Origin of the sequence: Limimaricola soesokkakensis (assembly GCF_900172345.1) — a bacterium.
Taxonomy (GTDB): Bacteria; Pseudomonadota; Alphaproteobacteria; order Rhodobacterales; family Rhodobacteraceae; genus Limimaricola; species Limimaricola soesokkakensis.
This window is the reverse complement of sequence record NZ_FWFY01000002.1, coordinates 249,327-261,539: the sequence shown is the minus strand read 5'-3', so window position 1 is coordinate 261,539 and position 12,213 is coordinate 249,327. Positions and strand designations below refer to the sequence as shown.

Here is a 12,213-nt window from a genome sequence, read left to right as displayed (position 1 = left end):
AAAGGCGGCGCGACAGGTTGACTAGCGGCCGACTCGGGCTTAGAGACGCGGCTTCAGAACAGTTACCCCGCAAGTGGATTCTCGACACATGGCCAACACGCCCCAGTCCAAGAAGCGCGCTCGCCAGAACGAGCGCCGCTTCGCGATCAACAAGATGCGCCGGTCGCGCATTCGTACCTTCCTGCGCAAGGTCGAGGAGGCGATCGCCTCCGGCCAGCAGGACGCCGCTCAGGCCGCCCTGCGCGAAGCTCAGCCCGAGCTGATGCGCGGCGTCACCAAGGGTGTCGTTCACAAGAACACGGCCGCCCGCAAGATGTCGCGCCTGTCGTCGCGTGTGAAGGCGCTCGCCGCCTGATCTTGCCGCAAAGGCAAACGAATTCAGAGGGGTGCCCCGAAAGGGGCGCCCCTTTTTCATTGTCGATTTGCTGCCGTTGCGAAAGAATCGCGGGGTTTGGCGTCACCTCGCTGTCAAGTTGATCCCTTAGGATATCGGGGCCGTCCGGAACGTGCTGTGGCGGCCTCGCACGGCTCTTGCGCGCGGCCCTTAGGATTCAGGGGACCGGTGAAATCGGCGCGGATTCGATTCAGCGGAGTCCGTCGTCAAGCGCGTTGTTCGGTTGATGACCTCCAAAGCCAGCGGCTAACTTGCCCATGCGATTCACATCGTTCCTGGGGGAACATGGACGAGTCGGCACCACGGTGGTCCGAAGGCCAGCTGCACGGCCGATCAGATCGGGACCGCGAACGGGGTGCCTGCTCTCTGGAGCGTGACGGGTGCACGGCCTCGGCCGTGCCATTGGCCGTCCCGCGCTTGTCTGCATTGCGACCGCCATCCGGCGGGCGTCACATGCCGTCATGTCCCGATCCCGGGCCGAACTGCGATAGCGGGTCGGCGGCCTTGGCCGCTCCCGTTCGGGTCCGGAGGTTAGGTCAGTCCGGTGCGGAACAGCGTCGGCGCATGCGCGCCGGCGACCGCACTGCCTGTGCCCGGATGTGGATGGCAAGGCCGGGCGCGGCGGGCGCGCCCGGGTGACGATGAAGGCAGGTCGGGGACAGGTCATGACGAACGAAATCTGGGCGCAGGTCAGCGAAGAGCTCAAGCAGGCGGTGGGCGCCAACAACCACACCACCTGGATCGCGCCGCTGCGCTTCGAGGCGCTGGTCGACGGCGTCGCCCGGTTCCACGTGCCCACCACCTTCCACGGCAACTACGTGCTGCAGAATTTCGGCGACCAGATCCTGACGCAGCTGGCCCGCGCCGGCTTCGCCGTGCAGCGCCTGATCTTCGCCCAGTCCGCCAGCGCCGCCGCCGCGCCCCGCCCCGCGGCGCCCCAGCCGAAAACCGACGCGGCCTCCGCCCATCTCGCGCTCGAGGATGACGATGCCACCCCCTCGGCCACGCTCGACCCCCGCTTCACCTTCGACCGCTTCGTCGTCGGCAAGCCCAACGAGATGGCCCATGCCGCCGCGCGCCGCATCGCCGAGGGCGGCAGCCTGGGCTTCAACCCGCTGTTCCTCTATGGCGGGGTGGGCCTGGGCAAGACGCACCTGATGCACGCGATCGGCCACGAGCTGCGCGCCAGCCAGCCGCATCTGAAGGTCGTGCTCACCTCCGCCGAGCAGTTCATGTACCGCTTCATCACCGCGCTGCGCGACAAGCGCATGATGGATTTCAAGCAGCTGTTCCGCTCGGTCGACGTGCTCATGGTCGACGACATCCAGTTCCTCGGCGGCAAGGATTCGACGCAGGAGGAGTTCTTTCACACCTTCAACGCGCTGATCGACGCCGGCAAACGGATCATTATCTCGGCCGATCGCGCGCCGGGCGCCATGAAGGACGTCGAGGAGCGGATCACCTCGCGCATGGGTTCCGGCCTCGTCGTGGACCTGTTCCCCACCGATTTCGAGCTGCGCGTCGGCATCCTGCAGGCCAAGGCCGATTATTACCGCGCGCAGTATCCCGGCATCGTAGTGCAGCCCGGCGTCTACGAGTTCCTGGCGCATCGCATCTCTAACAACGTGCGGGTGCTCGAGGGGGCCCTGACACGGCTCTTTGCCTTTGCCTCGCTGGTGGGCCGCGAAATCTCGCTCGAGATGACGCAGGACTGCCTCGCCGACATCCTGCGCGCCAGCGATCGCAAGATCACGGTCGAGGAGATCCAGCGCCGGGTGTCGGAGCATTACAACATCCGCCTGTCGGACATGATCGGCCCGAAGCGGCTGCGCAGCTATGCCCGGCCGCGGCAGGTGGCGATGTACCTGTCGAAGAAGCTGACCTCGCGTTCGCTGCCCGAGATCGGCCGCCGCTTTGGCGGGCGCGACCACACCACGGTGATGCACGGGGTGCGCAAGATCGAAGAGCTGAAGGCCACCGACAGCCAGATCGCTGATGACCTCGAACTGCTGCGCCGCGCGCTCGAGGAATAGGCCGCGCCCCCGGCGCGAAGAGTGACGCCGCGCCGCCGCCGAAAATGCTTGAGGACGGGCTGAAAACAGGTAGTTTTCCAGTCCCGGCCCCGGTCGGCGACAACAGCGGAGCGATGCACATGAAATTATCGATCGAACGCGGCGTTCTGCTCAAGGCCGTCGCCCAGGCCCAGTCGGTGGTCGAGCGCCGCAACACCATCCCGATTCTCGCCAACGTGCTGATCGAGGCCGAGGGCGACACGGTCCGCTTCCGCGCCACCGATCTCGACATCGAGGTAGTCGACCGTGCCCCGGCCACGGTCGAGGCCGCGGGCGCCACCACCGTCGCCGCCGTGCTGCTCAACGAGATCGTGCGCAAGCTGCCCGACGGGGCGCTGGTGACGCTGACCGATCAGGGCGGCAACGGCCGCCTGTCGATCGAGGCGGGGCGCTCGAACTTCCAGCTCGCGACGCTGCCGAAGGAGGACTTCCCGGTGATGGCCTCCTCGGAATACGAGGCCAGTTTCACTGCGCCCGCGCCGGTATTGCGCCGGCTGTTCGACAAGGCGAAGTTCGCGATCTCAACCGAGGAGACGCGCTATTACCTCAACGGCGTCTACATGCATGTGGCCGAGGGCGAGCAGGGCCGCGTGCTGCGCTGCGTCGCGACCGACGGGCACCGGCTGGCGCGCATTGACGCCGAGCTGCCCGAGGGGGCGGAGACGATGGCCGGCGTCATCGTGCCGCGCAAGACCGTGAACGAGCTGCGCAAGCTGCTCGACGACGACGAGGCGCTGATCGAGGTGTCGGTGAGCGAGACGAAGATCCGCTTCACCACGCCGAACATCACCCTGACCTCCAAGGTCATCGACGGCACATTCCCCGATTACAGCCGGGTGATTCCGCAAAACAACCGAAAGCGGCTCGAGGTCGACGCGTCCGAGTTCGCCCGCGCGGTGGACCGGGTCGCCACGGTAAGCTCGGAGCGCTCGCGCGCCGTGAAGCTGTCGCTCGAGGAGGACCGGCTGGTGCTCTCGGTGAACGCCCCGGATTCGGGCGCGGCCGAGGAGGAGCTCGCCGTGGCCTATGGCGACGAGCGGCTCGAGATCGGGTTCAACGCCAAGTACCTGCAGGAGATCGCGAGCCAGGTGGACCGCGAGAACGCGGTGTTCCTGTTCAACTCCTCCGGCGATCCGACCCTGATGCGCGAGGGCGACGACCAGTCGGCGGTCTATGTCGTCATGCCGATGCGCGTGTGACGCGGGCAGGATTTGCGTATTTGAAGAACAAAGTCGGTGAGGGCCGCGCGTGAAGGCGGCCGTCACCGCGCTCGATCTGTCGCATTTCCGTTCGCACAAGCGCGCGAAGCTGGCGCTCGACGGTCGGCCGGTGGCGATCTTCGGCCCCAACGGCGCCGGCAAGACCAACCTGATCGAGGCGATATCGCTCCTGTCGCCGGGGCGGGGCATGCGCCGCGCCGGGGCCGAGGAGATCGCGCGGCGGCCCGAGCGGCTGGGCTGGAAGGTCTGGGCCGAGGTCGAGGCCGAGGGCGCGCCGCACGAGATCGAGACCCGCGCCGAGGCCGGGCAGAGCCGCACCGTGCAGATCGACGGCAAGACCGTGCCGCAGGTGGCGCTGGCGCGGGTGCTCAGGGTGCTGTGGCTGGTGCCCTCGATGGACCGGCTCTGGATCGAGGCGGCCGAGGGGCGGCGGCGATTCCTCGACCGGGCGGTGCTGAGCTTCGATCCCGGCCATGCCGAGCGGGTGCTCGACTATGAAAAGGCGATGCGCGAGCGCAACCGGCTGCTGAAGGACGGGGTGCGCGATCCGCATTGGTACGGCGCGCTGGAGGGCCGCATGGCCGAGGCGGGCGCGGCCATCTCCACCGCGCGTCGCGCCGCGATCGAGCGCCTTGCTGGCGCGCAGGACGAGACCGAGACCGCCTTTCCCACCGCTGATCTCGCGCTTATCTATCCCGACGAAACGCCCGAGGAGGCCGAGGCGCTCGGGGCGGCCTTCGCGGCGATGCGCGGCCGCGACATGGCGGCGGGCCGCACCCTGATCGGGCCGCACCGCGCCGATCTCGATGCGCTGTGGCGCGCCAAGGGGGTGGCGGCGCGCGACGCCTCGACCGGCGAGCAAAAGGCGCTGCTGATCTCGCTGATTCTCGCCAATGCCCGGGCGCTTGCCGCCACGGGGGGCGCGCCGCCGGTTCTGCTGCTCGACGAGGTGGCGGCGCATCTGGACACGCGACGCCGCGCGGCGCTTTATGACGAAATCTGCGCACTGGGGCTGCAGGCCTTCATGACCGGCACCGAGCCGGGGCTGTTCGAGGCTCTGGGCGAGCGCGCGCAACGCATCGAGGTGACCGAAACCGCCGGCGTCTCGAGGATCGGGAGCCAGACATGACATCACAGCGCGTGACGCTCATCACCCTCGGCGTGGACGACATGGCGCGCGCCTGTGCCTTCTACGAGGCTCTGGGCTGGTCGCCGCACCCGTCGAGCCAGCCCTCCGTGACCTTCTACCAGATGCAAGGATCGGTGCTGGGGTTGTTCGGCAGGGCCGATCTCGCCAAGGATCAGGGGCGGCCAAGCGCGAGCCTCGGCACCGGGGCGATGACGCTGGCGCAGAACTTCGAGACCCGCGCCGCGGTCGATGCCGCGTGGCGCAGGGCGCTCGATGCGGGTGCGACGGCGCTGAAGGCGCCCGAAGAGGTGTTCTGGGGGGGCTATTCTGGCTATTACGCAGATCCCGACGGCCATGTCTGGGAGATCGCTCACAACCCGTTCTGGCCGCTGGCCGAGGACGGGTCGCTGACGCTGCCCGACCCGGCATGACTCTCGCCGCGCATGACCTCGCGCTCTATGCGGGCGCGCTTTTCGTGCTGTTTCTCACGCCCGGCCCGGTCTGGGTGGCGCTGACCGCCCGGGCGCTGTCGGGCGGGTTTCACGCGGCCTGGCCGCTGGCGCTCGGCGTGGTGGTGGGCGACGTGCTCTGGCCGCTGCTCGCCATCCTTGGCGTGAGCTGGGTGCTCTCGGTCTATGGCGGATTTCTGGAATTGCTGCGCTGGGTCGCGGCGGCGATGTTCGTGACCATGGGGGTGCTGCTATGGCGCCATGCCGACGCCTCCATCGCCCGCGACAGCCGGCTGACGCGGCCCGGCATGTGGGCCGGTTTCGCGGCCGGTCTGGCGGTGATCCTGGGCAATCCCAAGGCGATCCTGTTCTACATGGGGATGCTGCCCGGCTTCTTCGACCTGTCGGGTCTGACCGGGCCCGACATCGCCGCGATCTGCGCGATTTCCTTCGTCGTGCCGCTTGCGGGAAACCTCGTTCTGGCAGCCTCGATCGACCGGGCGCGGGCACTTTTGACCTCGCCGCCGGCGCTGCGCCGGACCAACCGCGCGGCGGCGGTGATGCTGGTCGGCATCGGGCTGCTCATTCCCCTGCTATAGCGCAAAATATGGGGGAAAACCGTGACATCCCCCACCAGTATTCGTATATTCCGCCGGTAACGTCCCGAGGATTTCCCACATGGCTGAACCCGCTCTGCAACCCAACGTCTACGGCGCCGATTCCATCAAGGTTCTCAAGGGCCTAGATGCGGTCCGCAAGCGTCCGGGGATGTATATCGGCGACACCGATGACGGCTCGGGCCTGCACCACATGGTCTATGAGGTCGTCGATAACGGCATCGACGAGGCGCTGGCCGGTCACGCCGATTTCGTGCAGGTCAAGATCCACGCCGACAACTCGGTCAGCGTGCGCGACAACGGTCGCGGCATTCCGACCGACATGCACAAGGAAGAGGGCGTCTCGGCGGCCGAGGTCATCATGACCCAGCTGCATGCCGGCGGTAAGTTCGACCAGAACTCCTACAAGGTGTCCGGCGGCCTGCACGGCGTCGGCGTCTCGGTGGTCAACGCGCTGTCGGACTGGCTCGAACTGCGGATCTGGCGCGACGGCAAGGAGCATGTCGCCCGTTTCGAGCGCGGCGATACGGTCAAGCATCTCGAGGTGGTGGGCCCGACCGATCAGACCGGCACCGAGGTGCGCTTTCTGGCCTCGACCACGACGTTTTCGAATCTCGACTACGAATTCTCCATCCTCGAGAAGCGCCTGCGCGAGCTGGCCTTCCTCAATTCGGGCGTACGCATCATTCTCGAAGACGACCGCCCGGCGCAGCCGCTGCACACCGAGCTATTCTACGAGGGCGGCGTACGCGAATTCGTGAAGTATCTCGACCGCTCCAAGCATGCCGTCATGCCCGAGCCGATCTGGATCGAGGGCGAGAAGGACGGCATCGGTGTCGAAGTGGCGATGTGGTGGAACGACACCTACCACGAGACCGTGCTGCCCTTCACAAACAACATCCCGCAGCGCGACGGCGGCACCCACATGGCGGGCTTCCGCGGCGCGCTGACCCGGACCATCAACAACTATGCGCAGACCTCGGGCATCGCCAAGAAGGAGAAGGTCTCCTTCACCGGCGACGACGCCCGCGAGGGGCTGACCTGCGTTCTTTCGGTCAAGGTGCCGGACCCCAAGTTCTCGTCCCAGACCAAGGACAAGCTGGTCTCATCGGAGGTGCGCCCGGCGGTCGAGAACCTCGTCGGCGAAAAGCTTTCCGAGTGGTTCGAGGAAAACCCCAACATCGCCAAGCAGATCGTCGGCAAGATCGTCGAGGCGGCGCTGGCCCGCGAGGCCGCGCGCAAGGCGCGCGAACTGACCCGCCGCAAGACTGCGATGGACGTCAACTTCCTCGCCGGCAAGCTCAAGGACTGCTCCGAGAAGGACCCCTCCAAGACCGAGGTGTTCCTCGTCGAGGGTGACAGCGCCGGCGGCTCGGCCCAGACCGGGCGCGATCGCGGCACCCAGGCGATCCTGCCGCTCAAAGGCAAGATCCTCAACGTCGAGCGGGCACGCTTCGACCGGATGCTGGGAAGCCAGGAGATCGGCAACCTCGTGATGGCGCTCGGCACCGGCATCGGCCGCGACGAGTTCGACATCAAGAAGCTGCGCTACCACAAGATCGTCATCATGACCGACGCCGACGTGGACGGTGCGCATATCCGGACGCTGCTTTTGACCTTCTTCTTCCGGCAGATGCCGGAGCTGATCGAGGGCGGGCATCTCTATATCGCGCAGCCGCCGCTCTACAAGGTGTCGCGCGGCAAGTCCGAGGTCTATCTCAAGGACCAGGCCGCGATGGACGAGTACCTGATCCATCAGGGCACCGACGGCACCGCGCTCAGGCTCGGCACCGGCGAGGAGATCACTGGAAACGACCTGCGCCGCGTGGTCGAGGAGGCGCGCCAGCTCAAGCGCGTGCTCGACGCCTTCCCGACCCATTACCCGCGTCACATCCTCGAACAGGCCGCGATCTCGGGCGCCTTCGTGCCCGGCGCGGTCGATGCCGACCTGCAGGGTGTGGCCGATAAGGTCGCCAAGCGGCTCGACCTGATCGCGCTCGAATACGAGCGTGGCTGGCAAGGCCGGATCACCCAGGATCATGGCATCCGGCTGGCGCGCATCCTGCGCGGGGTCGAAGAGGTGCGCACGCTGGACGGGCCGATGCTGCGCTCGGGCGAGGCGCGCAAGACCGGCAGCTTCACCAAGTCGCTGCAGGAGATCTACGACCTGCCCGCGACGCTGGTGCGCAAGGACCGGACCCAGCTTATCCACGGCCCGCTCGATCTCTTGGCCGCGATCCTCGAAGAGGGCCAGCGCGGCCTGACGCTGCAGCGCTACAAGGGTCTGGGCGAGATGAACCCCGACCAGCTGTGGGAAACCACGCTGGACCCCGAGGCGCGGACGCTGCTGCAGGTGAAGATCGAGGATTCGCTCGAGGCCGACGACCTCTTCACCAAGCTGATGGGCGACGTGGTCGAGCCGCGCCGCGAGTTCATCCAGCAGAACGCTCTCAACGTCGAGCACCTCGACTTCTGAAGCCTTGTAGGATCGCGCATCATCATGCGCGATCCCCACGCTCTTGCGCGATTTGCCCATGGGCTTGCCTGCTAGGGATCATGCAGGGGCTTTTCTGACCAAGATCCGCTCTTGTTCCTGAAAACCCTCTGAACCTCCTGTCTGCCAGCCACTATAGGCAGCATTGCAGCCTTGCTTGGGGCTCTCCCACTTCCGCTTATGTCTCCTCAGGTGTTGGCCTGAGGCCGCCGCAGCGCCGGTTTTCGAGTTCATGATGGAGCCGTTCCGCAAGCTTGGTCGGCGTCGTCGGCTTGATGCAGACCTGCACCTCGGGATGTGCCCGGCGCAGGTGATCCGGCAGGCCTACCCCGGTATGCACGACCACCGGCACCTCGGGACGGAGCACGTCCAGCACCGGGCCGATATCGCCATCGGGTAGATCGACGTCGACGATCGCCGCATCGGGTCGTGCGGTCTCGATCAGAGCCAAGGCATGTGCCACGGTCGATGCCGGTCCGAGGGCCGTGCCGCCGGCGTCCTCGACACCGAGCGAGAGATCAAGCGCGATGAAAGGCTCGTCTTCCACGATCAGGACCTTGAGGCCGTGAAGATATCGATCAGGTTCGGTCAAGACGCCGCTCCATCCCTTTTACTGTGACAGCCGTTCGAGCATCGCGGTCAGGTGGATCTTGACGCCCTCCCGGCTCCAATCATGTTCGATCGTGCCGCCGAGTTGACCCGTGGCACTGAGACGCGCCAGTTGGCTGCCGAAGCCGCTTCGGTGCGGCGGTCCCATCAATTGCGGGCCGCCGGTCTCGGCCCAACGCAGGGAAAGCCTGTCTCCATCCGTGGTCCAATGGACCGTCACCCTGCCTTCGGGGGCGGAAAGCGCGCCGTATTTGGCGGCATTGGTGGCCAGTTCGTGCAGGATGAGCGCAAGCCCCGTCGTGGCGGTGGGGCCGAGTTCCACCGCCGGGCCGTCGAGTTCGATCGCCCCGTCCCGTCCGTCGATATGCGGCTCCATTACCACCTCGATCAGCTTGTCGAGCCCGCCGGTCGCTTCGGGGTTCTGGCGCGCGGTGATCGAGCTGCCGATCAATTCGTGCGCGCGGGCGAGCGCCATCACGCGGCCGGTGAGCGCGGCCGACAGCTCATCCACGCTGTTGGCGTGGCGCGCGGTCATCTTGATCATCCCGGCCGTGATCGAGAACAGGTTCTTCACGCGGTGGTTCAGTTCGCGCATCAGCAGCTGGCGCGCCTCTTCGGCGCGCTTGCGCTCGCTGATGTCGAGAATGTTGCAGACCGCGCCCTGCAGTTCCCCCTGCCAGATCACCGGGCGGACCCAGTATTCCACCGGGAAGGAGCTGCCGTCGGTGCGATGGAAGACCTCGTCATCGACATGCGCCATCTCGCCGGTCGCGGCGACGTGATAGATCGGACAATGTTCACGCGGGTAGGGCGTGCCATCGGCACGGGAGTGGTGGATGATCTCGTGCAATTGCTTGCCGATGACGTCCTCTTCCTTCTCGAAGCCGAGCATGCGCAGGAAGGCCGCATTGCACCGCGTCGTGTAGCCGTTCCTGTCGACGGCATAGAACCCGTCCGCCGTGGCATCGAGCAGCAGCGCCAGATCGGCCTCACGGCGTTCGAGGTCGCTCTCGATCCGGCGCCTTTGCTCGATATCCGTCAGGACCCCGGGGAAACGGATCGCTTGTCCGGCTGCGTCGTGCTCGCAAAATCCGACTGCCTCGACCCAGCGATAGCAGCCGTTGCTGTGCAAGGCCCTGTATTCGGCGCGGTATGTGCCGCCATCGCGGACCGCCTTGTCGATCAACCCGCGAACGCGGTCCCAGTCCTCCGGGTGAATGGAAGCTGCCGCCTCCGCGATTGGCATACCGGCCCGGCACCGCTCGGGGGGTAGGCCGAAGGCACGAGCAAACCGTTCGTCAGCGGTGACGGTATCGGTCGGGATATGCCAGATCCAGGTGCCGACGATCGCCCCGGCGGCCAGAGCCAGCTCGATACGCTCTTGAGCGACCTCCAGATCCTTCTTGGTCCTGAGCAGATCGCTTTCGGCGCGTCGCCGTTCCTCGATCTCACGTTGCGCCGAGCGGTAGAGGCGCGCGTTGTCCAGCGCGATCGCCGCCTGACCCGCGAGGCCATCCATGAGCTTTTCGTGATGGGTGGAAAACCGACCGGGCTCGGCGTGGCCGAAGAAAAGACCCCCCAGCACCTCCCCCGATCGCGAAATCACCGGGACGGCCAGATAACTGCGCACCGGTAGATGGCCTTCGGGCATGCCGCGATAGGGCGCGTTGTCTCCATAGCGCGGGTCGGTGGTGATGTCGTCGGAGCGGACGATGCCATCGCCCGCAAAAGTCGGGGCAAAGACCTTGGTGTTACGCGGCATCGGGAAGTCGCTGAACGCCGTGCGGTCGACACCTGACAGCGTATAAAGCATGTAGCTTTCGCCGGAGCCCCTGACGACATTGTAGAAGAACGCGCCGAACTGGGCGCCGGTCAGCTCGACCCCGGCATCGGTGACCATCTGCACCAGCGCCTCGTGATCCAGCTCGGCCGCCACACCCGCCCCGGTCCGGTTCAAGGTTTCCAAAAGCCGTGCCTGATCGTTCAGCGCTTCCTGGACCGAATACCTCTCGAGGATCAGGGCCGTGATCCGGGCCACCAGGTCAAGAAAATCATCCTCTCGCCTCGTCGGCAGTCCGGGATTGGGACTGTAGATCGCGAAGGTGCCCAGCACCTTGCCCCTGGCGCCCACGACTGGATGCGACCAGCAGGCGCGCAAACCATGCGGCAGGGCCAGATCGCGGAAATCCTTCCAGAGCGGGTCGGTCGCGATGTCGGCGACGTGGACCGGGGCGCCTTCGTAGGCGGCGGTGCCGCAGGACCCGACCGCCGGCCCAATCGCGACACCGTCAATGGCGTCGGTATAGGACTTCGCCAAGCCGATTGCGGCGCCGTGGTAGAGCCTGCGGCCCTCTTTGTCAGTTAAAAGGATCGAGCAGGCGGCCTCTCGGCCTACGAAGTTCCGAACCGCCCGCATCAGTTCGTCGAGGATCAGTTCGAGAGGCCGCTCCTGCAGCGTCAACTCCAGAAGCTTGTGCTGGAGAACCTGCAAATCGTCGGTTTTCTCTTCGGCGGGTTCCCCGACCGACGCATCGAGGAGCGTGCAGAGCACCCCCGCCGGCCGGCCGTGATCGTCTGCAACACGTGCGAGCGACATTTCGCGCGGTGGAGCATGACTGCCTTGGGGAGGCGGAGATATCGACCTCAACCGGGCCGCTTTTCCCTCCTCCATGACTCCGGCCAGAACCGGCTCCACCTCGTTCCAGAACGCCGCGAGGCCCTGCGCCGCCGGCTGTCCGAGAGCCTCGGGATGCGCCGTGCCAAGCAGTGAGTGGTAGGCGTCATTGTAGAACAGGTACTGCTCGGGGCCCCAGCACATCCAGCTCGGCAGGGGAGATGCCAGAATGATCTGAATTGCCGTCTTGAGGCTTTGTGGCCAGTCACACGGAGACCCCAGGGGGTGCCCGTGCCACCCCCATGCCTCGAGTATCGCCCCGACTTCGCCCCCGCCTTCGAGGAACATCAGTCGTTCGTCGGCACCTGAAAGCATGCACGTCCCTCCTGTTGGGGCGATGTAGCACGCCGCAAACGGACAAACTACTATGGGCACCACGCGGGGCAAGGAACTGCTTGAAAGGGGACGCGCCTACACGACCCGACTACTGACCCCGCTTCGGCCGCTCTTCGCGCGGTTGTCCTCAAGAAGCGGACATATGCCCCAAGTGCAGCGAGGCTTGGCTTCCACCCGAACCACCGGATTATGAGCTCCACTCGCGACGGACCGATCCGC

General features: G+C 66.3%; 9 protein-coding genes. 7 read left to right on the top strand and 2 right to left on the bottom strand.

Annotated features, from left to right (window positions below):
- Positions 1–88 precede the first annotated feature (88 nt).
- From rpsT to gyrB, 7 genes are all read left to right on the top strand, one after another.
- On the top strand, positions 89–355 hold the full coding sequence (rpsT, locus tag LOS8367_RS04005; protein WP_085895157.1) for a 30S ribosomal protein S20: 267 nt from the start codon (positions 89–91) through the stop codon (positions 353–355).
- A 704-nt stretch (positions 356–1,059) separates the two neighbouring features.
- Positions 1,060–2,427, top strand: coding sequence for a chromosomal replication initiator protein DnaA (gene dnaA / locus LOS8367_RS04000; protein ID WP_242665496.1), 1,368 nt, complete (start codon positions 1,060–1,062; stop codon positions 2,425–2,427).
- A gap of 119 nt (positions 2,428–2,546) precedes the next feature.
- Positions 2,547–3,665, top strand: a complete 1,119-nt coding sequence (gene dnaN, locus LOS8367_RS03995; RefSeq protein ID WP_085895156.1) for a DNA polymerase III subunit beta — start codon at positions 2,547–2,549, stop codon at positions 3,663–3,665.
- Positions 3,666–3,714: 49 nt separating this feature from the next.
- Complete coding sequence (gene recF, locus LOS8367_RS03990; RefSeq protein WP_085895155.1) at positions 3,715–4,815, top strand: DNA replication/repair protein RecF; 1,101 nt, start codon at positions 3,715–3,717, stop codon at positions 4,813–4,815.
- Positions 4,812–5,246: a VOC family protein gene (locus LOS8367_RS03985; protein ID WP_085895154.1), complete on the top strand. Its 435-nt coding sequence runs from the start codon at positions 4,812–4,814 to the stop codon at positions 5,244–5,246. Before recF ends, LOS8367_RS03985 begins: the two co-directional genes overlap by 4 nt.
- Positions 5,243–5,863 (top strand): LysE family translocator, encoded by a 621-nt coding sequence (locus LOS8367_RS03980; RefSeq protein WP_085895153.1) that lies wholly within the window; start codon positions 5,243–5,245, stop codon positions 5,861–5,863. Before LOS8367_RS03985 ends, LOS8367_RS03980 begins: the two co-directional genes overlap by 4 nt.
- A gap of 79 nt (positions 5,864–5,942) precedes the next feature.
- Positions 5,943–8,357 carry a DNA topoisomerase (ATP-hydrolyzing) subunit B gene (gene gyrB / locus LOS8367_RS03975; protein WP_085895152.1) on the top strand — a complete coding sequence of 805 codons (2,415 nt, stop codon included), beginning with the start codon at positions 5,943–5,945 and terminating at the stop codon, positions 8,355–8,357.
- Positions 8,358–8,553: 196 nt separating this feature from the next.
- Here the strand turns inward: gyrB and LOS8367_RS03970 are convergent, their stop codons facing one another.
- Positions 8,554–8,967: a response regulator gene (locus LOS8367_RS03970; protein ID WP_085895151.1), complete on the bottom strand. Its 414-nt coding sequence runs from the start codon at positions 8,965–8,967 to the stop codon at positions 8,554–8,556.
- An 18-nt stretch (positions 8,968–8,985) separates the two neighbouring features.
- Positions 8,986–12,036: a GAF domain-containing protein gene (locus tag LOS8367_RS03965; protein ID WP_242665507.1), complete on the bottom strand. Its 3,051-nt coding sequence runs from the start codon at positions 12,034–12,036 to the stop codon at positions 8,986–8,988.
- Between the last annotated feature and the right edge of the window lie 177 nt (positions 12,037–12,213).